This is a genomic window from Baekduia sp. (genome assembly GCF_035685985.1).
Taxonomy (GTDB): domain Bacteria; phylum Actinomycetota; class Thermoleophilia; order Solirubrobacterales; family Solirubrobacteraceae; genus Baekduia.
On sequence record NZ_DASRZV010000017.1, the window covers coordinates 87,422 to 111,914 of the forward strand.

At 72.6% G+C, this 24,493-nt stretch carries 22 protein-coding genes; 21 read left to right on the plus strand and 1 reads right to left on the minus strand.

All coding sequences use genetic code 11. The features are described from left to right. Positions 1 to 55 precede the first annotated feature (55 nt). Both VFG42_RS09455 and VFG42_RS09460 read left to right on the plus strand, forming a co-directional pair. Positions 56 to 1,693: a class I adenylate-forming enzyme family protein gene (locus VFG42_RS09455; RefSeq protein WP_324907661.1), complete on the plus strand. Its 1,638-nt coding sequence runs from the start codon at positions 56 to 58 to the stop codon at positions 1,691 to 1,693. After that, positions 1,690 to 2,562 carry an alpha/beta hydrolase gene (locus VFG42_RS09460; RefSeq protein WP_324907663.1) on the plus strand — a complete coding sequence of 291 codons (873 nt, stop codon included), beginning with the start codon at positions 1,690 to 1,692 and terminating at the stop codon, positions 2,560 to 2,562. The genes VFG42_RS09455 and VFG42_RS09460 overlap by 4 nt, the downstream gene beginning before the upstream one ends. Here the strand turns inward: VFG42_RS09460 and VFG42_RS09465 are convergent. Next, positions 2,546 to 3,292 carry an enoyl-CoA hydratase/isomerase family protein gene (locus tag VFG42_RS09465; protein WP_324907665.1) on the minus strand — a complete coding sequence of 249 codons (747 nt, stop codon included), beginning with the start codon at positions 3,290 to 3,292 and terminating at the stop codon, positions 2,546 to 2,548. The two genes, VFG42_RS09460 and VFG42_RS09465, sit on opposite strands and share 17 nt — an antisense overlap. Positions 3,293 to 3,379: 87 nt before the next feature. On the opposite strand from VFG42_RS09465, the gene VFG42_RS09470 reads away from it, so the two are divergent. The 19 genes from VFG42_RS09470 to VFG42_RS09560 all read left to right on the plus strand — a co-directional run bounded on the left by VFG42_RS09470 (position 3,380) and on the right by VFG42_RS09560 (position 24,492). After that, positions 3,380 to 3,814, plus strand: a complete 435-nt coding sequence (locus VFG42_RS09470; RefSeq protein WP_324907667.1) for a nuclear transport factor 2 family protein — start codon at positions 3,380 to 3,382, stop codon at positions 3,812 to 3,814. Continuing rightward, on the plus strand, positions 3,808 to 4,566 hold the full coding sequence (locus VFG42_RS09475) for an enoyl-CoA hydratase/isomerase family protein (protein ID WP_324907669.1): 759 nt from the start codon (positions 3,808 to 3,810) through the stop codon (positions 4,564 to 4,566). Before VFG42_RS09470 ends, VFG42_RS09475 begins: the two co-directional genes overlap by 7 nt. Before the next feature lie 29 nt (positions 4,567 to 4,595). After that, complete coding sequence (locus VFG42_RS09480; protein WP_324907671.1) at positions 4,596 to 6,272, plus strand: class I adenylate-forming enzyme family protein; 1,677 nt, start codon at positions 4,596 to 4,598, stop codon at positions 6,270 to 6,272. Between the two features lie 3 nt (positions 6,273 to 6,275). Further along, positions 6,276 to 7,907, plus strand: coding sequence for a class I adenylate-forming enzyme family protein (locus VFG42_RS09485; RefSeq protein WP_324907673.1), 1,632 nt, complete (start codon positions 6,276 to 6,278; stop codon positions 7,905 to 7,907). After that, positions 7,904 to 9,094, plus strand: a complete 1,191-nt coding sequence (locus VFG42_RS09490) for an acyl-CoA dehydrogenase family protein (protein ID WP_324907675.1) — start codon at positions 7,904 to 7,906, stop codon at positions 9,092 to 9,094. Before VFG42_RS09485 ends, VFG42_RS09490 begins: the two co-directional genes overlap by 4 nt. Before the next feature lie 46 nt (positions 9,095 to 9,140). After that, positions 9,141 to 10,313 (plus strand): thiolase family protein, encoded by a 1,173-nt coding sequence (locus tag VFG42_RS09495; protein WP_324907677.1) that lies wholly within the window; start codon positions 9,141 to 9,143, stop codon positions 10,311 to 10,313. A 5-nt stretch (positions 10,314 to 10,318) separates the two neighbouring features. Then, a complete protein-coding gene (locus VFG42_RS09500) occupies positions 10,319 to 11,458 on the plus strand; it encodes an acyl-CoA dehydrogenase family protein (protein ID WP_324907679.1) in 1,140 nt (379 codons plus the stop codon). 5 nt (positions 11,459 to 11,463) lie between these two features. Further along, complete coding sequence (locus VFG42_RS09505) at positions 11,464 to 12,339, plus strand: 3-hydroxyacyl-CoA dehydrogenase family protein (RefSeq protein WP_324907681.1); 876 nt, start codon at positions 11,464 to 11,466, stop codon at positions 12,337 to 12,339. A gap of 3 nt (positions 12,340 to 12,342) precedes the next feature. Then, on the plus strand, positions 12,343 to 13,359 hold the full coding sequence (locus tag VFG42_RS09510; RefSeq protein ID WP_324907683.1) for an LLM class flavin-dependent oxidoreductase: 1,017 nt from the start codon (positions 12,343 to 12,345) through the stop codon (positions 13,357 to 13,359). Between the two features lie 37 nt (positions 13,360 to 13,396). Further along, a complete protein-coding gene (locus tag VFG42_RS09515) occupies positions 13,397 to 15,079 on the plus strand; it encodes a class I adenylate-forming enzyme family protein (protein WP_324907686.1) in 1,683 nt (560 codons plus the stop codon). A gap of 39 nt (positions 15,080 to 15,118) precedes the next feature. Then, positions 15,119 to 15,901 (plus strand): enoyl-CoA hydratase/isomerase family protein, encoded by a 783-nt coding sequence (locus tag VFG42_RS09520; RefSeq protein ID WP_324907688.1) that lies wholly within the window; start codon positions 15,119 to 15,121, stop codon positions 15,899 to 15,901. Between the two features lie 25 nt (positions 15,902 to 15,926). Continuing rightward, positions 15,927 to 17,492, plus strand: coding sequence for an acyl-CoA carboxylase subunit beta (locus tag VFG42_RS09525; protein ID WP_324907690.1), 1,566 nt, complete (start codon positions 15,927 to 15,929; stop codon positions 17,490 to 17,492). Beyond that, a complete protein-coding gene (locus tag VFG42_RS09530) occupies positions 17,489 to 17,701 on the plus strand; it encodes an acetyl-CoA carboxylase biotin carboxyl carrier protein subunit (RefSeq protein ID WP_324907692.1) in 213 nt (70 codons plus the stop codon). The genes VFG42_RS09525 and VFG42_RS09530 overlap by 4 nt, the downstream gene beginning before the upstream one ends. Before the next feature lie 105 nt (positions 17,702 to 17,806). Continuing rightward, positions 17,807 to 19,084 carry an ABC transporter substrate-binding protein gene (locus VFG42_RS09535; protein WP_324907694.1) on the plus strand — a complete coding sequence of 426 codons (1,278 nt, stop codon included), beginning with the start codon at positions 17,807 to 17,809 and terminating at the stop codon, positions 19,082 to 19,084. A gap of 43 nt (positions 19,085 to 19,127) precedes the next feature. Next, positions 19,128 to 20,000, plus strand: coding sequence for a branched-chain amino acid ABC transporter permease (locus VFG42_RS09540; protein ID WP_324907696.1), 873 nt, complete (start codon positions 19,128 to 19,130; stop codon positions 19,998 to 20,000). 4 nt (positions 20,001 to 20,004) lie between these two features. Next, positions 20,005 to 21,099: a branched-chain amino acid ABC transporter permease gene (locus VFG42_RS09545; RefSeq protein WP_324907698.1), complete on the plus strand. Its 1,095-nt coding sequence runs from the start codon at positions 20,005 to 20,007 to the stop codon at positions 21,097 to 21,099. After that, the gene (locus VFG42_RS09550; protein WP_324907700.1) at positions 21,081 to 21,926 is read left to right on the plus strand and encodes an ABC transporter ATP-binding protein; all 846 of its coding nucleotides are present in this window, start codon (positions 21,081 to 21,083) and stop codon (positions 21,924 to 21,926) included. Before VFG42_RS09545 ends, VFG42_RS09550 begins: the two co-directional genes overlap by 19 nt. Then, entirely contained in the window at positions 21,923 to 22,741 is an 819-nt protein-coding gene (locus tag VFG42_RS09555) for an ABC transporter ATP-binding protein (RefSeq protein WP_324907702.1), read from the plus strand. The genes VFG42_RS09550 and VFG42_RS09555 overlap by 4 nt, the downstream gene beginning before the upstream one ends. Next, positions 22,738 to 24,492, plus strand: a complete 1,755-nt coding sequence (locus VFG42_RS09560) for an AMP-binding protein (protein ID WP_324907704.1) — start codon at positions 22,738 to 22,740, stop codon at positions 24,490 to 24,492. Before VFG42_RS09555 ends, VFG42_RS09560 begins: the two co-directional genes overlap by 4 nt. Position 24,493: the final 1 nt, after the last annotated feature.

The window sequence follows — 24,493 nt, forward strand, 5'->3', positions numbered from 1 at the left end:
GGCCGACCCTACCACCGGTTCCCAAACAGTCGGTTGGTCGGATAGGCTCGGAGGCATGGGAGAGCTACTCCAAGGCAAGGGGCCCGACCTCGGGCCGTACGGCGCGCGCTTCCCGCTGCCACAGCGCACGATGCTCCACGTCCTCGCCGGCCGCGCGGCCGAGCGCCCGGACCGGACGTGGCTGGTCTTCGACGACGGCGCGAGCCTGACCTTCGGCGGCGCCCAGCGCGCGGTCAACCGGGTCGCCAACGCGCTGCACGCCGACGTCGGCGGCCCCTGCCACGTCGGCCTGTTCCTGCGCAACCAGGTCGAGTTCTTCCCCGCCTTCTACGGCGCGATGGCCGCCGGCGGCGTGACCGTCCCGCTCAACGCCGACTCGCGCGGCGTGCTGCTGCAGCGCGTGATCGAGAAGTCCGACATCGAGGTCCTGGTCGCGCGCGCCGACCTGCTCGACGTCCTGGAGCGCCTGGACTCGCTCGGCGCCGTGCGCCTCGTCGTGGTCGCCGGCGACGGCCCGCGGCCCAGCTCCCTGCACGGCGTGCGCGTCGTGTCGTGGGACGAGTGGCTGGAGGGGCGCTCCGAGGATCCGGTCGGCGAGCTGCCCGACAGCTCGCGGCCGGCGCTGATCCAGTTCACCTCCGGGACGACCGGCAACGCCAAGGGCGTGGTCTACCCGCACCACTTCCTGTACCTCTACTCGGCGATCGTCTCCGACGGCCAGGGCCACACCGAGGACGACGTGCTGACGACGCCGCTGCCGCTCTTCCACGTGGCCGCGCTGCACATCGTCTCCAACTCCGCGCTGCACGCCGGCTGCCGCGCCCACCTGCGCGCGAAGTTCTCCGCGTCGACGTTCTGGCAGGAGATCGCCGAGTGCGAGGCGACGTTCGCGATCATCCTCGGCCCGCTGGCCGCGATCCTGCTGCGGACGGTCACCGAGGTCCCCGAGCACCGCCTGAAGAAGCTCTTCTGCCTGCCGTTCCCCGCCGACGGCGAGGAGTTCGAGCGCCGGTTCGGCGTGAGGCTGCTGTGGCAGGGGTACGGCATGACCGAGGTCTACCCGCACCCGATGCAGAACGAGATGATCGAAGGCGTCCCCTACGACACGGTCGGGCACGCCGCGGCGTGGATCGACTACGGCGCGGTCGACGAGCACGACCGCCTCCTGCCGCCCAACGAGATCGGCCAGCTCGTCTACCGCCCGCGGCTGCCCGACGCGATGGCGCGCGGCTACTACGACGAGCCGCAGGCGACCGTCGACGCGTTTCGCAACTTCATGTTCCACACGGGCGACCTCGGCTTCGTCGACGAGCAGGGGTTGGTGCACTACAGCGGTCGCGTGCAGGACCGCATCCGCCGCCGCGGCGAGAACGTCTCCGCGGCCGAGCTGGAGTTCATCGCGATGGGCCACGAGTCCGTGCTGGAGGCCGCCGCGTTCGGCGTGCCCGGCGAGTTCGGCGAGCACGAGGTCAAGCTCGACGTCGCCACGGCCGACCCGGGCTTCGACGCCGACGGCTTCCACGCGTGGCTGAAGGAGCGCCTGCCGCGCTTCATGGTCCCGCTCTACCTCGAGGTGCACGCCGAGCTGCCCAAGAGCGCGAGCGCCAAGATCCAGAAGAACAAGCTCGTCGACGCCGGCGTCGACCGGCCGGAGGTCAGGACCTACGACCCGCGGGCGGCCGCGCCGCGATGAGCGCCCCGCCGCCGCCCACGCCCGAGCGCGTCGAGTTCGACGGCGCGGGCGGCGTGCGCCTGGCGGGCGAGCGCTGGGCGGGGGCGGATCCGGACGACGTCGTCCTGCTCCTGCACGGCGGCGGGCAGACGCGCCACTCGTGGGGCCGGACCGCCGAGCGCCTGGCGCGCGCCGGGCGCACGGCGCTGGCCCTCGACGCGCGCGGCCACGGCGACAGCGCGTGGGACCCGGACGGCGACTACGGCCTGGAGGCGTTCGTCGCCGACCTGCTGGCGGTCGTCGGGACGCTCCCGGCGCCGCCGGTGCTGGTCGGCGCGTCGCTGGGTGGCATGACCGCGCTGGTGGCGGCGGGGGAGCACTCCGGCCTGGCGCGCGGCCTCGTGCTCGTCGACGTCGTCGTGCGCACCGAGCCGCGCGGCGTCCAGCGGATCAAGGACTTCATGACGGCGGCGCCCGACGGCTTCGCCTCGCTGGACGAGGTCGCCGACGCGATCGCCGCCTACAACCCCAACCGGCCGCGGCCGCGCAACCTCGACGGCCTGCGCAAGAACGTCCGCCAGGGCGCCGACGGGCGCTGGCGCTGGCACTGGGACCCGGCGTTCATGCGCATCGACGACGAGCCCGCGCGCCGCTTCGACCCCGCGAAGCTTCGCGCCGCCGCCGAGCACCTCGACATCCCGACGCTGATCGTCCGCGGCGCGAACTCCGACGTGGTCAGCGAGGCCGGGATGGCCGACATGTTGGCCTTGGTGCCGACCGCGCGGTCGGTCGACGTCAAGGCCGCCGGCCACATGGTGGCCGGCGACGACAACGACGTCTTCGGCGCCGCGCTGGAGCAGTTCCTGGACGGGCTCAGCCCTTCCGGCTGACGAACGTCCGCACGCGCTCCCGGGTCTCCGGGTTGGCCTGCAGGAACGCGGTCGCCTCGATCGACTCGGCGATGCCCGCGGGCGCGTGACGGTTGGTGAAGCGCTTGGCGACGGCCACGGCGTCCGGCGGGTTGGCGGCGATCCGCGCGGCGAGCGCGAGCGCGTCGCCGACCAGCGCGTCGGGCTCGCTGACCTCCTGGACCAGGCCGATCGCCAGCGCCTGCTCGGCCGCGACGACGTCGCCGGTCAGCGCCATGCGGTGCGTCCACGCCCGGCCCATCACGTCCGGGCCGCGCACGATCCCGTAGCCGGGCATCAGGCCGAGCGTGATCTCCTTGAACGCGAAGCGCGCCTGCGTGGAAGCGAAGGCCATGTCGCAGGCCAGCGTCAGCTCGGTCCCGCCGCCGAAGGCCAGGCCGTTGACCGCGGCGATGACGACGGTCTCGGCGCGCTCGACGGCCAAGAAGCACTCCAGCGCGAGCTTGACCTGGAGGCGGTAGTCGGCCACGCCGTCCAGCGCGTGGAAGTCCCCGATGTCGCCGCCGGCCGAGAACGCCCGGCCCGCGCCGGTCAGCACGCAGGCGCGCACGCCGGGGTCGGCGTCCAGCGCGTCCAGCGCCGCCGGCAGCTCGCGGAAGAACGCCTGGCTCATGGCGTTCATCTTGTCCGGCCGGTTCATCGTCACGAGCGCGGTGCCGTCGTCGCGGCGATCGATGGTGATGGTCTCCATGGGCCGACCTTAGAGCCTCGCGGACCCATCCACCAACCGATCGTTTGGTGTTATGCTGCCGCCCGTACCGATCCCTGGAGGAGACCTGTGGACGAGGACGAGACCGAGCGCGGCGGGTCGACGGCGCGGACGCCGGAGCAGACGATCGCGGCGTACTTCGACGGCATCAACGAGGAGCGCTACGGCGACGTCGCGGCGCTGTTCGCGCCCGACGGTCGGCTGCTCGCGCCGGGCACCGCGCCCCGCGTCGGCGGCGACGCGATCGCCACCTACTTCGCCGCGGCGCTCAAGCCCTACCCGGTCCACCACGACGGCCCGACGCGCGCCATCCACGCGGGGCGGACCGTCACCGTGGAGATCACCTTCACCGGCGCGCTGGCCTCCGGCGCGCCGCTGACCTTCGACGCCGTCGACGTCTTCGACCTCGACGCCGATGGCCGGATCGTCAAGCTCAGCAGCTGGTACGACTCCCACGACGTCCGCAAGCGGCTGCGCGCCGCGCGCGAGGCCGCGGCATGCTGACCGTCGAGAAGCGCGACGCGATCGCGTGGGTCACGCTGGACCGCCCGGAGAAGCTCAACGCGATGCCGCGCAGCTTCTACACCGAGCTGCGCGAGACCGCCGCCGCGCTGGACGCCGACCCCGAGGTCCGCGTCGTCGTCTTCCACGGCGCGGGGAAGTGCTTCTCGGTCGGCGGCGACATCGAGGACTTCGGCCAGATCGGCGGCGGCGTCGCCGGCCGCCGCGCCTACATGCGCGAGGCGCTGACCGGCTTCCGCGCGGTGGACGAGATCGCCAAGCCGGTGATCGCCGCCGTCCACGGCCACGCGCTCGGCGGCGGCTGCGAGCTGACGATGGTCTGCGACATCGTGGTCGCCGACGAGACCGCGCGCTTCGGCACGCCCGAGGCCGGCGTCGGCCTGGTGCCCGGGCCCGGCATGGTCCGCGGGCTGTCGCACGTCAACGTCCACTGGATGAAGTACCTGGTGTTGACCGGCCTGCCAATCGGCGCGCAGGACGCCCGCCTGGCCGGCCTGGTCAACACGGTCGTGCCCGCGGGCGAGCACCTGGCCGAGGCGGAGCGCCTGGCCGAGGCCGTCGCGTCGCGCTCGCCGCTGGCCGTCGCGGTCGGCAAGTCCATGCTCAACCAGGGTGGCTGGGAGCGCCAGCCCTACGTCGCGGAGTCGATCGCGCTGCTGCAGGGCGCGGAGGACTTCGCCGAGGGCATCGCCGCGTTCACCGAGCGTCGCCCGCCGTCGTTCCCCCAGCCCTGAACCGCGGCCCCACGCCGCAGAGGAGTCGCATGTCCCAGCACCTCGCATCGCCGGCCCGCTCCGCTGCCGCCGCCGACGACGTAGCCCTCGCGCGGGACGTCATGCCGCTGCCGCACCTGCTGCTGCGGTCCACGCGGCGCGATCCCGACCACGAGGCGCTGCTGTTCCCCGACGCCCGGCTGACCTACCGGGACCTGACCGACCGGGCGTGGGCGGTCGCGCGGTCGCTGGTGGCCGCCGGCGTCCAGCCGCGCGAGCACGTCGGGATCCTGATGACCAACCACCCGGACATCGTCGCGACGTTCTTCGGGATCTCGCTGACCGGCGCGACGGTGGTGCCGATCAACGCGCGCTACAAGGCCGCCGAGCTGAACTTCCTGATCGACGACGCCGACCTGGTGGCCTTGGTCACCCACGACAGCGCCGACGACCACGTGGACTTCACCGCGTTGTTGCATGACTCGGTTCCGGGCCTGGCCGCGGCCGAGGACCCGTGGTCGCCGCGGTTGCCCGACCACCCCAAGCTGCGCACGGTCGTGATGATGGGCGGTCGCGACTCGGCGGGGATGGTGAGCCGCGAGGCGTTCCTCGGCCACGCGACCGACGCCGACGACGCGACGCTGCGGACGCGCGTCGAGGGCCTGCGCCTGCGCGACCCCGCGCTCATCCTGTACACGTCGGGCACGACCTCGGCGCCGCGCGGCGCGATCCTCACGCACGAGGCGTTCGTGCGCGTGTGGATGGGCGTCGCCCGGGTCTTCCAGACGACGGCCGAGGACCGCCACTGGAACGGGCTGCCGCTCTTCCACGTCGCCGCGCTCGGCGCGATGACCGGCGTGCTCGGCCACGGCGCCACCTTCCTCAGCGACTACCACTGGGACCCGGGTCGCACGCTGGAGGTCATGGAGCGCGAGCGGGTGACCGAGTTCTACCCCGCCTACCAGCCGATCATGGAGGCCTTCCTCAGCCACCCGCGCTTCCCGGAGACCGACCTCAGCGCGCTGCGCATCTTCAACAACACGGCGCCGCCGGAGATGCTGGCCGAGTTCCAGGCGCGGCTGCCGCACGCCAAGGGGCTGACGATGTACGGCGGCACCGAGGGCGGGGCGCTCGCGGTCACCTCGCCCGACGACCCGCTGGAGGACCGGATCAACACCTCCGGCCGCTGCCAGCCGGGCCTGGAGCTGCGGATCTGCGACGAGGACGGCCACCCGGTGCCGGTCGGCACGCCGGGCATCATCCAGTTCCGCGGGTTCAACACGTTGTCGGGGTACTACAAGTCGCCCGAGAAGACCGCCGAGACGATGCTCGAGGGCGGCTGGGTGACGATGTCGGACCTCGGCAAGCTCGACGAGCGCGGCAACGTGCTGTTCCTCGGGCGCGCGAAGGAGACGCTGAAGGTCGGCGGCGAGAACGTCGCGCCCCAGGAGGTCGAGGAGCAGCTCTGCACGCACCCGGCGGTCAAGCTCGCGCAGGCCGTCGGCATCCCCGACGAGCGGTTGCTGGAGGTCGTCGCCGCCTACGTCGAGCTGCACGGCGGGGCGGAGGTCACCGAGGAGGAGCTGATCGCCTACCTGCGCCCGCGCATCGCCTCGTTCAAGGTGCCGCGGCTGATCCGCTTCATCGACGGCGACGACTGGCCGATGTCGGCGACCAAGATCCAGCGCTTCCGCCTGCGCGAGCGCCTGCTGGCCGAGTTGGCGTAGGCGATGGCCGCCTACGACGACCTGGCGTTGGCCGAGGACGTGATGCCCCTCGGCCACCTGCTGCTGCGCTCGGCGCGGCGCGCGCCGCGAGACGAGGCGCTGGTGTTCCCCGACGTGCGCTGGACCTACGCCGACCTGGTCGCCCGGTCGTGGGAGGTCGGGCGCGCGCTGGTCGCGCTGGGCGTCCAGCCGGGCGAGCACGTCGGCCTGCTGATGACCAACCACCCCGACCTGGTCGCGAGCTTCTTCGGGGTGTCGCTGGCCGGGGCGGTCGTCGTCCCGATCAACGCGCGCTACCGCGCGAGCGAGCTGGAGTTCTTGGTGCGGGACGCCGACCTGGTGGCGTTGCTGACCCACGACAGCGCCGACGACCACGTCGACTTCACCGCGCTGCTGGCCGACGCGCTGGCCGACCGCCCGCCCCAGCTGCGCGACGTCGTGATGATGGGCGCGCGCGAGCCCGAGGGCATGGTCGGCCGCGCGCGCTTCCTGGCGGCCGGCGAGGCCGACGAGGAGGCCGGCCGCGAGCTGACCCGCCGCGTGGAGGGCCAGCGGATGCGCGATCCCGCGCTCATCCTCTACACCTCGGGCACGACCTCGACGCCGCGCGGCGCGATCCTGACCCAGGAGGCCCACGTCCGGACGTGGCTGACGACCGGCGCCACGTGGGGCACGACCGCCGCCGACCGCCACTGGACGGCGCTGCCGCTCTTCCACGTCACCGCGCTGGGGTGCCTGACGTGGGTGCTGGCCGCCGGCGCGACGTTCATCACCGACTACCACTGGGACGCCGGCCGCGCCCTGGAGGCCGTGCAGCGCGAGCGGGCGACCGAGTTCTACCCGGCCTACCAGCCGATCATGGAGGACTTCGTCAACCACCCCAACTTCGCGTCGGCCGACCTCGGCGCGATCCGCACGTTCCTCAACGTCGCGCCGCCGGAGGTGCTGGCCAAGTTCCAGGCCCTGCTCCCGCACGCGACGCAGTTGACGACCTACGGCGGGACCGAGGGCGGGCCGGTGGCGCTGGCGCGCCCCGACGACGCGCTCGAGGACCGGCTGAACACGTGCGGGCGCCCGCAGGCCGGCCTGGAGCTGCGCGTCTGCGACGACGTCACCGGCGAGCCGGTCCCGCCGGGCACGCCGGGCATCATCCAGTTCCGCGGGTTCAACACGTTGTCGGGGTACCACAGGTCGCCCGAGAAGACCGCCGAGTCGATGCTCGACGGCGGCTGGGTGACGATGTCGGACCTCGGCGTCGTCGACGAGCGCGGCTACGCGCTGTTCCTGGGCCGCGCCAAGGAGACGCTGAAGGTCGGCGGCGAGAACGTCGCGCCCCAGGAGGTCGAGGCGCAGCTGTGCACGCATCCGGCGGTCAAGCTCGCCCAGGTCGTCGGCCTGCCCGACGAGCGCCTGATCGAGGTCCCGGCCGCGTTCGTCGAGCTGGTCCCCGGCGCCGAGGTCACCGCGCAGGAGCTGATCGACCACGTCCGCGGGCGCGTCGCCCGCTTCAAGGTCCCGCGGCTGATCCGGTTCATCGACGGCGCCGACTGGCCCATGTCCACCACCAAGATCCAGCGGACCGCGCTGCGCGCCCGGCTGCTGGAGGAGCTGACCCAAGAGGGAGCCACCCCATGAGCACGACCGCCGCGAACGCCCCCGCCGGGCTCTGGTTCGACTTCAACCAGGAGCAGCGGATGCTGCGCAAGACCGTGCACGACTTCGTCGAGCGCGAGATCCCCAAGTCGGTCTCCCGCGAGGCCGAGCGGCGCGAGGAGTTCCCGCGCGCGATCGTCGACAGCCTCGCCAAGGCCGGGCTCTACGGCATCGGCATCCCCGAGGAGCACGGGGGCGAGGGCGGCGACCTCATCGACCAGGTCATCGTCCAGGAGGAGCTGTCGCGCTCGCTGGCCGGCCTGGCGTGGATGTGGGGCATCAACGTGTGGTCGGGCGGCAAGGCCATCATCAACCACGGCAGCGACGCCCAGAAGGCGGAGCTGCTGCCCGAGCTGGCGTCCGGCGAGCTGCTGTTCGCCTTCGCGATGACCGAGCCGGGCGGCGGCACCGACGTGCTGCGCGCGATGACCACGCGGGCGACGCGCGCCGACGGCGGCTGGGTCATCAACGGCAACAAGATCTGGTCGACGCTCTCGCACATCGCCGACCGCGTGCTGGTCCTGGCCCGCACCAGCGACCACGAGAAGCCCTCGCGCGGGTTGACCATGTTCTTGGTCGACGGCAAGGCCGAGGGCTTCTCCGCGACGCCGATCCCGAAGCTCGGCATGCGCGCGCTGGGCTCCTGCCAGGTCACGCTGCGCGACGTCTTCGTCTCCGACGACGACGTGCTCGGCGAGGTCGACCAGGGCTGGCGCGGGGTGACGGACTCGCTCAACAGCGAGCGCATCATGGTCGCGGCGATGTGCACCGGCATCCTGGCCGGCGTGCTGGAGGACGCGATCGCCTACGCCTCCGAGCGGCGGGCGTTCGGCAAGCCGATCGGCCAGATGCAGGCCATCCAGCACAAGATCGCCGAGATGGCCATGAACCTGGAGACCTGCCGCCTGCACACCTACCGGGCGGCGTGGATGGAGCGCGAGGGCCGGCCGTGCGGGGTGGAGGCGACGACGGCCAAGGTCCTGGCCTCCGAGCTGGCGACCGCCGGCGCGAACGAGGGCATCCAGATCCTCGGCGGCAACGGCTACGCCGCCGAGTACGACATGCAGCGCTACTGGCGCGACGTGCGCCTGCTGCAGATCGGGCCGATCACGAGCGAGATGGCGCGCAACTACATCGGCGAGAGCCTGGGTCTGCCGCGCTCGTTCTGAGCCTGGTACAGTCACAAACCAAACGATCGATTGGTTGAGGGGAAGCATGCCCGCACAGCAGGGACGTGAAGTCGTCATCGTCGAGGCCGTTCGCACGCCGATCGGGCGCGGCCACATCGAGAAGGGCGTCTTCAAGGACAAGCACCCGGCCGACCTGCTCGGCGCGACGTACGCCGAGCTGCTGCGCCGCACCGGCCTGGACCCGCACGAGGTCGAGAACGTCATCGCGGGGTGCGTCCAGCAGCTGGGCGAGCAGTCGATGAACGTCGCCCGCAACGCGTGGCTGCAGGAGGGCCTCCCGATCGAGGCTTCGGCGAGCACCGTCGACCTGCAGTGCGGCTCGGCCCAGCAGGCCGTCGGCTTCGCCACCGCGCTGGTGGCGGCGGGCATCCACGACGTGGCCATCGGCTCGGGCGTCGAGCACATGGGCCGCATCTCGTTCGGCGCGGGCGAGCAGGTTCAGCGCGAGCTGGGCAGCCCGTGGACCAAGAAGTTCTTCGACCGCCACAACGTGCGCGGCCAGGGCATCGGCGCCGAGCTGATCGCCGACGAGTACGAGATCGGCCGCGACGAGCTGGACGAGCTGGCCGTGCAGTCGCACGCCAAGGCCGCCGCCGCCACCGAGGCCGGCCAGTTCGCCCGCGAGATCGTGCCGATCTCCGTCGACGGCGCCGAGGTCACCGCCGACCAGGGCATCCGCCCGGGCACCAACCTGGAGACGCTGGCCACGTTGAAGCCGGCGTTCCGCCCCGACGGGCGCATCACCGCGGGCAACTCCTCGCAGATCTCCGACGGCGCCGCCGCCGTGCTGGTCATGACGCGCGAGAAGGCGCAGGCCCTCGGCCTCGAGCCGCGCGCGGTGATCGTCGACCAGACCAGCGTCGGCTGCGACCCGGTGAAGATGCTGGAGGGCCCGATCCCGGCCACGCGCCGCATCCTGCAGCGCAACAACATGAAGATCTCGGACATCGACTACGTCGAGATCAACGAGGCCTTCGCCCCGGTCGTCGCCGCCTGGCGCCGCGAGCTGGACCCCGACATGGACCGCGTCAACCCGCGCGGCGGCGCGATGGCCCTCGGCCACCCGCTCGGCTCGACCGGCGCCCGCCTCGTCACCACGCTCCTGCACGAGCTGGAGGACGACGACAAGGAGGTCGGCCTGGTCACGATGTGCTGCGGTGGCGGCCTCGGCACGGCCACGCTGATCAAGCGCGTCTGACCTCGATGCGGCGGACGATCTTCGCCCCCGAGCACGAGGACTTCCGCGCGGCGGTGCGCGGCTTCCTGAAGAAGGAGGCCGTGCCCCGCGGCGAGGAGTGGGAGGCGTCGGGCATGGTGGACCGCGCCTTCTGGCGCAAGGCGGCGGCCCAGGGCTACGTCGGCTTCACGGCGCCCGAGGAGCTGGGCGGCGCGGGCGTCGACGACTTCCGCTTCAACGCGATCATCGACGAGGAGGTCGCCTACACCGGCACGGTCGGCGACAACTTCCAGCTCGTCAACGACATCCTCACGCCCTACCTGCTGGAGCTGACCAGCGAGGAGCAGCGCCGCCGCTGGGTGCCGGGCGTGACCACCGGCGACGTCGTGCCGGCGATCGCGATGTCCGAGCCGGGCACCGGCTCCGACCTGCGCGCGATCGCCTCGACCGCCACGTGGGACGGCGACCACTGGAAGCTCAGCGGCTCCAAGACGTTCGTCACCAGCGGCATCCAGGCCGACCTCGTCATCGTCGCCGCGCGGATCAGGCGCGACGGGATGAAGGGCATGGGCCTGTTCGTCGTCGAGGACGGCGCCGAGGGCTTCACCCGCGGGCGCAAGCTGGACAAGATCGGCCGCCGCGCGCAGGACACCGCCGAGCTGTTCTTCGAGGACGTCGTCGTGACGCCCGAGAACGTGCTCGGCGAGACGGACCGCGGGCTGCAGATGTTGATGCGCAACCTCCCGCAGGAGCGGCTGGCGATGGCGGTCACCGCCGTGGCCAGCAGCGAGCGCGCGCTGGAGATCACGCTGGAGTACGTCCGCACGCGCAACGCCTTCGGGCAGCCCGTCGGCAGCTTCCAGGCCAACCGCCACCGGCTGGCGACCGCCGCCACCGAGGTCGCGGTCGCGCGCATCTACGTCGACCGCTGCATCCTGGCGCAGGCCGAGGGCGAGCTGACCGCCGACGAGGCCGCCGCCGCGAAGTTCTGGACGACCGAGCTGCAGTTCAAGGTCATCGACCTGGGCCTCCAGATGCACGGCGGCTACGGCTACATGGAGGAGTACGAGATCGCCCGGATGTGGCGGGACGCCCGCGTCCAGCGCATCTACGGCGGGACCACGGAGATCATGAAGGAGATCGTCGGCCGCTCGCTCGGCCTCTAAGCACCATGCCTGCAGCAGAGAGCATCCAGAAGGTCGTCGTCGTCGGCGGCGGGATCATGGGCAACGGCATCGCGCAGGTCATCGCGCAGGCCGGCCTCGACGTCACGATCGTCGACGTGGCCCAGGACGCGCTGGACCGCGCCCGCGCCCGGATCGACAAGAGCCTGGCGCGCGCGGTCAAGGCCGGGCGCCTCGCCCAGGAGGACGCCGACGCGACCTCCGCGCGGATCGCGACGTCGACCGACCTCGAGGCCGTCGCGGCCGAGGCCGACCACGCGATCGAGACCGTCGTCGAGATCCTCGACGTCAAGCGCGAGGTGCTGAGCCGCCTGGACGCGCTGTGCCGCGAGGACGTCATCCTCGCCTCCAACACCTCGCAGTTCTCGATCTCGACGCTGGCCGCCGGGACCGGCCGGCCGGACCGCGTGATCGGCTCGCACTGGTTCAACCCGCCGCCGGTCATGGACCTGATCGAGATCATCCGCGGCGTCGAGACCTCCGACGCGACGCTTGAGACGACGCTCGCGCTGGCCGAGCGCTACGGCCGCCAGACGGTCGTCTGCGAGAAGGACACGCCGGGCTTCATCACCTCGCGGCTGATCGTGCTGCTCGGCCTGGAGGCGATGCGGATCGTCGAGGAGGGCATCGCGTCGGTCGAGGACGTCAACAAGGCCTGCCGCCTGGCCTTCAACCACGCGATGGGCCCGCTCGACACGATGGACTTCTCCGGGCTGGACACCGCGATGCACGTCGCCGACGCGATGCGCGACCAGTACGGCGAGCGCTTCCTGGCCCCGCAGAACCTGCGCTCGCTGGTCAACGGCGGCCACCTCGGCGCCAAGACCGGCCGCGGCTTCAGCGAGTTCCCGGCGCGCAGCTAGCCGATGGGCGCGTTCGGGCTCGTCCTGCCGATCCAGGGGCCGGGCACCGACCTCCACACGCTCCTGGCGGAGTTGGGGGAGGAGGTGCTGGCCGCCGAGCGGGCCGGGTTCGACGCGGTCTTCCTGCCCGAGTTCCACCAGGCGCACGGCGGCGCGCTCGTCTCGCCGCTGCTGCTCCTGGCCTGGCTCGGCGCGCGCACGTCCCGGATCCGCCTCGGCACGCTCGTCCTCTCCGGCCCGCTGCACGACCCCGTGCGGCTGGCCGAGGACGCGGCGATGCTCGACCAGGCCACCGGCGGCCGCGTGATCCTCGGCCTGGGCGTCGCGCACGTGGAGCCCGACTTCAAGCTGTACGGCGTGGAGCGCCGCCACCGCGGCGCGATCCTCGACGAGCTGCTGGACCTGCTGGACCTCGCGTGGGCCGACGCGGCCTTCGACCACCGGGGCCGCTTCTTCCAGCGCGCCGGGCACGTCACCGCGCCGCCGTTCGCGGGCCGCCCGCCGGTGTGGATCGCCGCGCACGGCCCGCGCGGCCTCGCGCGCGCGGGCGCGCGCGGGAACGCCTGGGTGTGCGACCCCCAGCGCGACGTGACCACCGCGGCGCGGCTGGCCGAGACCTACCGTGCCGCGGCGGACGCCGCCGGGCGTCCGTCGGAGGTCGTGCTGTTCCGCGACGGCTGGGTGGGGGAGAGCCGCGAGGACTGCGAGCGGCGCTGGGCGCCGCACGCGATGAAGGTCCATCGTCTGTACTACAACTTGGGCACCTACCTGCCGGAGTTCGAGCCGTGGGTGGACGAGGTCCGCGCGCGCGAGGACTTCACGCTGGAGCGCCTGGCGCCGGGACGGCTGCTCTACGGGTCGCCGGCCGAGGTGCGCGGGACGGCCGACGCGTGGTTCGCCCAGACCGGCGCGAGCATGATCGCGGTGCGCATGCGCCAGCCGACCGGGCCGTCGCACGCCGAGGCCCTGGAGGCCATCGAGCGCCTCGGGCGCGAGGTCATCGGGCACACGCGGACTTAACCGACCAACCGGTTGGTTTCGGTGTTAGCATCCGTCCATGAGGAGCGTCCGGACCGACGTCCAGGCCTGGGGTCAGGCGATCACCCTCGGCGACCTGCTGCTGCGCACGGCCGCCACGCGGCCCGAGGGCGACGGCGTCGTCTTCCCGGACGAGCGCCTGAGCTACGCGGACCTGGAGGGGCGCTCCCGGACGTTGGCGCGCGGGCTGATCGGCCTGGGCGTCGAGCCCGGCGACCGCGTCGGCGTCCTGATGGCCAACGGCCCGGACACGATCGCCACGATCTTCGCCATCGCGCTGGCGGGCGGCGTGGTCGTCCCGATCAACACGCGCTACCGCGCCGTCGAGCTGCCGTTCGTGGTCGCCGACGCCGGCGTGCGCGTCGTGGTCACCAGCGACCGGATCGACGACTACGTCGACCTGCTCGGGCTGCTGGCCGAGGCGCTGCCCGGCCTGGCCGACGCGCCGTCGCCGCGCGACCTCGCCCTCGACGTCGCGCCGGACCTGCGCGCCGTCGCGGTGCTGGGCCGCACGCCGCGCGCGGGCACGGTCGCCGAGGGCGAGCTGCTGGAGCTGGCGGCCGGCGTCGACGCCGCCGAGCTGGAGCACCGCCGGTCGGCCGTCCGGCTGCGCGACGACGCGCTGCTGCTCTACACCTCCGGGACGACCTCGCTGCCGCGCGGCTGCCGCCTGACGCACGAGGCGATCGTGCGCAACTGGACGGTCGTCGCCCAAGTCCTCCAACTCGGTGCCGGCGACCGCCTGTGGGCGCCGTGCCCGCTCTTCCACCTCGGCGCGATCGGGCCGCTGATCGCCGCCGTGGGCGCCGGCGCGGCGTTCGTCTCCGACACCTACTTCGAGCCGGGCACGGCGCTGGAGCTGATCGAGCGCGAGCGCGCGACGCACCTCTACCCGGCCTACCCGCCGATCACCCAGGGCGTGATCGACCACCCCAACTTCGCGGCCGCGGACCTGTCCAGCGCCCGCGTGATGCTCAACGTCGGCCCGGCCGACCTGCTGCGCTCGATGCAGGCCGCGCTGCCCCAGACCGTGCAGCTCACGCTCTACGGGTCGACCGAGGGCGGCGGCGCGATCACCTACTCGCAGCTCGACGACGACCTCGAGAGCCGCGTGACGACCACCGGCCTGCCGCTGCCCGGCATGGAGGCGCGGGTCGTCGACCCCGAGACCGGCGAGGACCTGCCCGTCGACGCCGAGGGCGAGATCCTCGTCCGCAGCCCCGGCCTCTTCGACGCCTATCACAACGATCCGGAGAAGACCGCGGCCGCGTTCGCCCCCGGGCGCTGGTATCGCACCGGCGACCGCGGCGCGCTGGACGCCGGCGGCCGGCTGCGCTTCGCCGGGCGGCTCAAGGACATGTTGAAGGTCGGCGGCGAGAACGTCGCGGCCGCCGAGATCGAGGCCGTGCTGAGCGCCCACCCGGCGATCAAGCTCGTGCAGGTCGTCGGCGTCCCGGACGCGCGGCTGGAGGAGGTCCCGGCGGCGTTCGTCGAGCTGCGGGCCGGCGAGGCCGCCACGGCCGACGAGCTGGCGGCGTTCTGCGCCGAGCGGATCGCGCGCTTCAAGGTGCCGCGCCACGTCCGCTTCGTGTCGGAGTGGCCGATGTCGGCCACCAAGATCCAGAAGGCCCCGCTGCGCGAGCGGCTGGTGGCCGAGCTGGCCGCCGAGCGCGACGTCGCTCCGGCCGCCGGTTCACACTGACCAAACGGCCGGTTGTTTTTCGTGTATGGTGCGCGCACGATGAGCGAGACCGTGATCATCGAGCGCGCGGGCGGCGTCGCGACCGTCGTGGTGGACAACCCGCCGGTGAACACCCTGGGCGACGAGACGCTCGCCGGGCTCACCTCGGCCGCCGCGACGCTGGGCCGCGACCCCGACGTCCGCGCGATCGTGCTGGCCGGCGCCGGCGAGCGCACGTTCCTGGCGGGCGCGGACCTGCGCGAGCTGAGCGCCCTGCTGGGCGACGCCGAGGGCATGCGCGACCACGTCGCGCTCACCAACGAGACCTTCACCGCCTGGGCCGAGCTGCCCCAGCCGGTCATCGCCGCCGTCGGCGGCCACGCGGTCGGCGGCGGCCTGGAGGTCGCGCTGGTCTGCGACCTGATCGTCGCCGACCCCCGCGCGCGCCTCGGCCTGCCCGAGGTCGGCCTGGGCCTGATCCCCGGCGCCGGCGGCACCCAGCGGCTGCCGCGGCGGGTCGGGCTCGGCCTGGCCCGGCGCCTGCTGATGACCGGCGAGCTGCTGCGCGCCGAGGCCGCGCTGGCGGCCGGCCTGGTGGACGTGGTCAGCGCCGAGGGCGAGGCGCTCGCCGAGGCGCGGGCCGTCGCCGAGCGGATGGCGGGGCTGCCGGCGCGCGCGGTCCAGGCCGCCAAGGCAGCGCTGTTGGCCGCCGGCACGCAGCGCCTGCCCGACGGGTTGGTCGCCGAGCGGCGGCTGTTCCTCGAGGTCGCGGCCTCCGACGACGCCCGCGAGGGCGCCGCGGCGTTCCTCGACAAGCGCTCACCGCGGTTCGTCCACGCGTAGGCCACCGGGTTTGGAGAGACCTGACATGACGCAAGACACCCACACCGAGGCGCGGACGCCGATGGAGGAGCTGGAGCGCCGCCGCGCCTCCGCGCTGGCGATGGGCGGGGAGGAGCGCATCGCGCGCCACCACGCCAGCGGCCGGCTGACCGCGCGCGAGCGGATCGCGCTGCTGATCGACGACGGGTCGTGGACCGAGATCGGGCTGCACGCGCTGCCCGAGCACCGCCGCGAGGAGCCCTCGCCGGGCGACGCGATCGTCACCGGCTTCGGCCGTGTCGGCGGGCGCATGGTCGGGATCGTCGCGATCGACGCCACCGTCCTGGCCGGCACCACCGCGCCGGTCAACATGCGCAAGCAGAACCGCGTCGCCGAGTGGGCGGGCAAGCGCGGGCTGCCGCTGATCTTCCTGAGCGACAACGACGGCGGCCGCCTGCCGGACCTGCTGGGCTGGCGCTTCGCCGGCGTGCCGTTCGACTTCAGCTCGTTCCTGCAGTCGCCGGCGGGCCACCCCAAGACGCCGCGGATGACCGCGGTCGTCGGCCCGAGCTTCGGCGACGCGGCGCTGCACGCGGCGATCGCCGACCTGGTGGTCATGAAGCGCGACGCGTCGCTGGCGCTCTCCGGCCCGCCGGTCATCAAGGGCGCCATCGGCGAGGACGTCAGCGCCGAGGAGCTGGGCGGCCCGGCGGTCGCGCACGAGACCAGCGGCAGCGCGCACGTCGTGGTCGACGCCGAGGAGGAGGCGATCGCGACCGTCAAGCGGTTCCTGTCCTACATGCCCGACGCGGCGGACCTCCCGGCGCCGGTGGCGCCGCCCGCGCCGCCCGCCCGCGACCCCGAGGACCTGCTGACGCTCGTCCCCGCCAACCCCCGGCGCGGGTACGACATGAACAAGGTCCTGCAGGCGATCGTCGACGAGGGCTCGCTGTTTGCCTGGGGCGACCGCTTCGGCCGCAGCCTCATCACCGCGCTGGCGCGCATCGACGGCCACCCGGTCGGCATCGTCGCCAGCCAGCCGATGCAGCGCGCGGGCGTGCTCGACGTCCCGGCCCTGACCAAGGAGCAGCGGTTCGTCGAGCTGTGCGACACCTTCAACATCCCGCTCGCGTTCCTGCAGGACGTGCCGGGGCTGATGATCGGCACCGAGGCCGAGCGCGGCGGCATCCTCGCCTGCTACGAGCGGCTGGCCGCGGCGCTGGCCCAGACCACGGTGCCGAAGGTCGCGGTCATCGTGCGCAAGGCCTTCGGCGGCGGCCACATCGCCATGGGCGGCCGCCCCGTCAACCCGGACATGCTGGTCGCCTGGCCGGGAGCCGAGATGGGGTTCATGGCGCCCGAGACGGGCGTCAGGACGGTGTACCGGCGGCGCCTGGACGCGCTGGAGGCCGAGGAGGGCCTGGAGGCGCGCGACGCGCTGGCCGCCGAGCTGGAGGCCGAGTGGGCGGCCGAGTCGCAGCCCTGGGAGGCCGCGGCGAACATCATCTTGGACGATGTGATCGACCCCAGGCAGACGCGGGCGGTGATCGCGCAGGCGATCACGCTGGCGTGGGGGTCGCGCGAACGTGTCAGCCGACGGGGGCTCTCGTGAGCACCGTCGACGCGCACATCACGGGCACGGTCTGGACCGTCGACGTGGAGGTCGGCGATCCGGTCCAGGAGGGCGACGTCGTCGCCGTCCTCGAGTCGATGAAGATGGAGATGCCCGTCGAGGCCGAGGCGGCGGGGACCGTCGCCGAGGTCCTCTGCAAGCCCGGTGATCCCGTCACGGAGGGCCAGCCGCTCGTCCGGCTGGGCTAGTTGGACGATTACCGAACCAAACGGTTGCTTGATTTTTCGTCCAAACGGTCGTTAGAGTCGGGCGAGCCGGGCTTGTCACCCCGGTAACCAAGGAGGAGATTCGCAATGCAGAGTGCGTCCCGCATCGGGATCGCGTTGTCCATCGCATCGCTGGCGCTCGGAGCGGCGGCGTGCGGTTCGAGCGACAGCTCGTCGAACGCGTCGGGGTCGAGTGGTGGTGGGGGCGGCAAGTCGTCGCCCAAGGAGGGCGTGACCTCCAACACCATCAACTACGGCCTGATCTACGACCAGACCGGTCCGCAGACCGCGTCGCAGACGCCGTTCGCCCATGGGTTCATGACCCAGATCGACAAGGCCAACGACGCCGGCGGCATCAACGGTCGCAAGATCAAGCTCGTCCTGGGCGACGAGAAGGGCCAGGTGCCCGACGGCATCGCGGCCTACAAGAAGATGGTCAGCCAGACCCCGGTGGTCGGCATCACGGGCATCAACAGCTCGTCGATCCAGGAAGCCGCGCTGCCGCTGATCGAGAAGGACAACATGCCCTTCGTCGGTCCGCAGTCGACGGTCAAGGAGGGCCTCGTGCCCGTCCACAAGAGCGTCTTCTACATCGTCCCGCCCTACGCGGACCAGGTCGACGTCCTGCTCGGCTACGAGCAGAAGGCTCTCAACAAGCCCAAGCCGAAGGTCGGCATCTTCCGCCTCACGGCGTCCTCCGGCATCGAGGTCGGCGACCTCGTCAAGGCAGCCGTCAAGAAGGAGGGCGGCTCGGTCGTCGCCGACCAGCAGATGGACGTGACGGCGACGTCGGCCGACGCGCAGGCGCAGAAGCTCGTCTCCGCGCACCCGGACTTCATCGTCGTGCACTCCGCGCCGACGCAGTCCGCGGCCCTGCTGAAGTCGATGCAGAAGCTCGGCTCGAAGATCCCGCTGATCTCCACGTTCGCCGGCGGCGGCCCGCTGCCCTACGCGGCGGTCCCGGCCTCGGTCGGCAGCACGTTCCAGTACACCGCGCCGACGTCGCCCAGCGACATCAAGACCGATGGTCAGGCGCAGATGGAGGCCGACGCCTCCAAGTACGGCTACAGCAAGGACGTGACCGACTCGGCCTACGCCATCGGCTACATCTCGGGTCTGACGGTCGTCAACGCGCTCGAGAACGCGGGCAAGGACCTGACGCGCGAGTCGCTGATCTCCGGCCTGGAGAAGATCGACAACCTGGACACCGGCGGCATCTCGGAGCCGGTCTCCTACAGCGCGACGGACCACGTCGGCCTCTCGGCGACGCGTCCGTACAAGTACAACTACTCGACCAAGAAGTTCGAGGCCATCGGCGAGTTCTCGGACTACACGAGCTACATCACGCACGCCTACGGCGGCTGATCGACGCTCCTGATCGCGCCGCCGCCAGGAGGCTGATTCCCACATGGCTGCTTTCTTCCAATATGTGATCGGAGGCCTGGCGGTCGGCTCGATCTACGGGCTCGTCGCCCTGGGCTTCGTGTTGATCTTCAAGTCCACGGACGTGTTCAACTTCGCCCAGGGCGACCTGCTCACGCTCGGCGCCTACCTCCTGTTCGCCGGCGTGGCGAACTGGAAGCTCCCGATGATCCCCGCGATCCTGGTCTCGCTCGTGATCGCGCTGGTCATCGGGGTGGCGATGCAGGTCATCGTGTTCCGGCCGATGATCGGCAAGCCGCTGTTGACCGTGGTCATGGTCACGATCGCGCTCTCGCTGATCATCAAGGCCTTGATCCAGGTCATCTTCGGCACCACCGAGAAGACCCTGCCGCACCAGCTGCCCAACGACCCGGTCCACATCCTCGGGCTGAAGGTCTCGGAGCTGGAGCTGATCACGATGGGGGTGACCGCGCTGTGCGTGCTCGCGTTCGCCCTCTTCTTCCGCCGGTCCAAGCTCGGCCTGCAGATGCGGGCCACGGCGGAGAACGTGGAGGCGTCGATGCTCTCGGGCATCGACGCCAACCGCGTGTTCATGGTGGCCTTCGGGCTGGGCACCGCGATCGCCGCGCTCGGCGGCGTGTTGATGGCCAACCTGCAGACCGTCACGCCGCAGCTCAGCGCGCTCGGCCTGCTGGCCTTCCCGGCCGCGGTGCTGGGCGGCCTGACCAGCATCCCCGGCGCGATCGTCGGCGGCCTGCTGATCGGGGTGATCCAGCAGCTGGCCACCGGCTACGTCTCCGGCCAGTCGGCCAACGTCTTCGTCTACGGCGTCCTGCTCGCCGTCCTGCTGATCCGGCCGTGGGGCATCTTCGGCCGCCCGACCGTCGCGAGGGTCTGACCTGATGTCACGCATGCACACCAACTACCGGCAGAACATGCGGCTGCTGTCGTCGCGCTCGCGCGTGTTCTGGCTGCTCGTCCTCGTCGCGGCGCTGTGGTACCTGCCGTCGGTCCTCAACAACCGCATGATCTTCGGCTACGGCCTGACCGACACCCAGCTGCTGGGCGTCGGGCTGCCGCAGGTCAACTTCGCGCTGATCGCCGTCATGGCGGCGGTCGCGCTGAACCTGCTGGTCGGCTACACCGGCCTGCTGTCGCTGGGGCACGCCGCGTTCTTCTCGGTCGGCGCGATCACCTCGGCGGTGCTCGGCGTCCAGCACGACCTGCCGTTCCCGCTGGTGATCCTCGCGTCGGGGTGCGCCGGCGCGGTGGTCGGCGCGTTCTTCGGCCTGCCGAGCCTGCGCCTGCGTGGCCTCTACCTGCTGCTCTCGACGCTGGCGCTGCACTTCATCGCGCTGTACGTGTTCCTGACCTACCAGACCCACAACTACGGTCCGGCGGGCATCACCTACGACGCGCCGAGCATCTTCGGCTGGACGGTCGACAACGACGACCGCTGGTACACGCTGCTGGTGATCCTCGCGGGCGTCGTGCTGCTGCTGGCCCGCAACCTGCTGGCGATGCGCGAGGGCCGCGCGCTGGTCGCGATCCGCGACCACGACGTCGCGGCGGGCTCGCTCGGCATCCCGGTCGGGCGCCAGCGGATCAAGGCCTTCGCGATGACCTCGTTCATCACGAGCGCGGTCGGCGCCCTGTACGTCTACTACCTGGGCAACACCAGCTCGGACGCGTACTCGCTGGACTTCGTCATCAACTACTTCGCCATCATCATCATCGGCGGCCTGGGCTCCCTCAGCGGGTCGGTCTTCGGCGCGCTGCTGTGGACGCTCCTGCCGCAGGCGCTGCAGACGCTGTCGGGCTCGGTGAGCCCCGACACGTTCGTGGTCGGCAACCTGTTGAACAACTACCAGGGCCAGACCGCGAACATCGTCCTCGGCCTGCTGATCATCGCCATCATGTTGTTCAAACCGACCGGGCTCAGCGGGATCTGGCTCGGCATCAAGCGCGGGGTGGTCCGGTGGCCGTACAGCTCGTGAGCGGTGCCGCCGACGACGTCGTGGCCCGTCGCGCGGTCCTCAGCGTCGCGGGCCTGGAGGTCGCCTACGGCCCCAGCGCCCCGGCGCTGCGCGGCGTGACGATCGAGGTGCCCGAGGGCGCGGCCGTCGCGTTGATCGGCGCCAACGGCGCCGGCAAGACGACGACGATCCGCGCGATCTCGGGCCTGCTCAAGCACCACAGCGGGCGCGTGGTCTCGGGCAGCGTCGAGGTCGAGGGCGGCGACGTCACGCGCCTGAAGGCCAACCAGATCGTCGCGCGCGGCGTGGCGCAGGTCCCCGAGGGCCGCATGGTCTTCGCGGAGCTGACCGTCGAGGAGAACCTGCGCATCGGCGCCACCGCGCGCAAGGGCGGCGACCAGGACGGCGACATGGCGCGCATCTACGACCTGTTCCCGCAGATCGAGCGCCGACGCGGCGACCAGGCGGGCTGGCTGTCGGGCGGCGAGCAGCAGATGGTGGCCATCGGGCGCGGCCTGATGGCGGCGCCGCGGCTGCTGCTGCTCGACGAGGTCTCGCTCGGCCTCGCGCCGATGATCACGCGCACGATCTTCGAGCGGCTGCGCGACGTGCGCGCCGAGGCGGGGACGTCGATGCTCGTGGTCGAGCAGAACGCCCGCCTGGCGCTGGAGTTCTGCGACTACGCCTACGTGTTGGACTCGGGCCGCGTCGTCCTCGAGGGCCCGGCCGACGCGCTCAGCAACGACCCGCACGTGCAGGAGCTGTACCTGGGCGGCGCGGTCGGCGAGGGCGAGCGGTCCTTCGCGAGAGCCAAGCGCTACCGGCGCAGGAGGAGGTGGCTGGCATGAGCACGCGGCCCGACGCGCTCGTCATCGACGGGCTGACGATCAAGTTCGGCGGCGTGACCGCGCTGGACGACGTGTCGTTCTCGGTCGCCGCCGGGAGCCTGACCGCCCTGATCGGCCCCAACGGCGCCGGCAAGACCAGCTGCTTCAACTGCCTGTCGGGGATCTACCGGCCGACCGCGGGCGCCATCAGCGTCGCGGGCCGCGACGTGACCGGCCTGAGCCAGCACCGCATCGCGCGGCTGGGGCTGTCGCGCACGTTCCAGTCGCCGGCGCTGTTCGGCGGGCTGACGGTGCTGGAGAACCTGATGACCGGCCGCTTCCGCCACGGGCGCGGCGGCATGGTCGCCGGGATGCTGCGGCTGCCCAACGTCATCAAGGACGAGGTCCGCCAGCGCGAGCGCGTCGAGGCGATCCTCGAGCTGCTGGAGATCTCGCACCTGCGCAACGCGGCGGTCGACGACCTCTCCTACGGCTTCCAGAAGCGGGTCGAGCTGGGCCGCGCGCTGGCCGCCGACCCGAGCATCCTGCTGCTCGACGAGCCGATGGCCGGCATGACCGTCGACGAGAAGGAGGACATGTCGGCCTTCATCCTGGCCTCGCGCGAGGAGCTGGGCAACACGGTGCTGTTGATCGAGCACGACATGGGCGTCGTCATGGACCTGGCCGAGCACGTCGTCGTGCTGGACTTCGGCCGCAAGATCGGCGACGGCACGCCCGACGAGGTCCGCGGCAACGAGGCGGTCGTCGCGGCCTACCTCGGCGCCGAGGCGGTACCCGAGGAGACCGAGACCGTGCTGCAGGGCGGCGACCGATGAGCGTGGCAGAGCAGACGACGATCCCGGCGCTCCTGGCGCGGCACGCGAGCGAGCGCCCCGACGCGGTGGCGCTGCGCAGCAAGCGCCGCGGCCTCTGGCAGGCCACGTCCTACGCCGAGCTGCAGCGCCGCGTCGCCGCGCTGTCGGCCGGCCTGCGCGCCGCCGGCGTGACGCCGGGCGCGACGGTCGCGCTGATCGCCGAGAACAGCCCGAGCTGGGTCGTGACCGACCTCGCCGTGCAGGCGCTCGGCGCCCGCTCGGTCGCGCTGGCCCCGCAGACGCCGCCCGCGACCGTGGTCCGCGTGCTGGCGGCCTCCGGCGCCACGCTGGTGGTCTGCGGCGACCAGGAGCAGGTCGACGTCGTCCTGGACGCCGAGGGCGCGCTGCCCGCGGTGGCGGCGATCGTCGTCATCGACGCGACCGGCACCACGCACTACTCCGAGGCGCGCCTGCACACGCTGGCCGAGCTGGAGGCGCAGGGCGCCGACGGCTCCGCCGCGCTGGACGCCCCGCGTCCCGAGACCGTCGCCGTGGGCGTCTGCAGCCCCGGCACCACCGGCGACCCGCGGATCGCCCCGCACGGCGGCGGCGACCTCGCCGAGCTGGCCGCGAGCGCCGCGGCGTGGCTGGAGCTGACCCCGAAGGACCGCAACCTCGCGGTGCTGTCGCTGGCCACGCCCGCCGCGCGCCTGCTCGACCTGTACGCGATGCTGCAGGCGGGCGCCGAGGTGACGCTGCCCGAGTCGCCGGCCACCGTCGCCGTCGACCTCCTGGAGGTCGAGCCGACGGTCCTGTGCCTCTCGCCGCGCGGCGTCGAGCTGCTGCGCCAGGCCTCCCAGCGGCGCGCGGGCGAGTCCTCGCGGATGAAGCGCCGGGTCTACCGCTGGGCGATGGGCCAGCTCGACACGCGCCTGGACCGTCAGCCGGCCGCGCGGACGCCGGACGGCGCCCGCCGTCGCCGCGGTCCCGCGTACCTGCTCGTCGGCCGCTTCGTCGCCGCCGCGCTCGGCGTCCGGCGGGCGCGCCGGATCGTCGTCACCGGCGGGGCCCTGCCGCTGCGCGACGCGCGCTTCTTCTGGAGCCTGGGCGTGCCGGTGCTGGAGAGCTACGGCCACGCCGAGACCGGGGGCCTGGCGTTCGCGCACCGGTCGCTGGACGACATGGGCACGATCGGCGGCCCGCTGCCGGGCGTCGGCACCCGCATCGAGGACGACGGCACGCTGGCCGTCGCGACCGTCGCCGCGCCCGGGCGCTGGCACGCGACCGGCGACCTGGCCGAGGACGCCGGGGACGAGCGGGTGCGCGTGCGCGGCCGCCGCGAGGACGTCGTCGCCACCGCCGGCGGCGAGGTCGTCGTCGCCGGGCTGGAGGCCGCGCTGCGCGACAGCGTCTACGTGCGCCGCGCGGTCGTCGCGCACGCCGGCGGCGCGCTGACCGCGCTGGTCGAGCTGGACCTCGACGAGACCGCGCCGTGGGCCAACGACCGCGGGCTGGTGTTCAGCACCTACAGCTCGCTGGCGTCGCTGCCCGAGGTCCGCGAGCTGGTCGCCGCCGAGGTGGCCGCGGCCAACGAGCGCATCGGCGCGGCCGAGCGGATCGCCGACTTCCGCCTGCTGCCGCGGCCGCTGTCGGTGGCCGAAGGCGAGCTGACGTCGCTGCTGACCGTCCGCCGCACCCAGGTGATCGAGCGCTTCGCCGGCGACGAGGCGGCGACCGCGGGCGCGGAGGCGACGGCGCCGAGCCGGCCGTAGC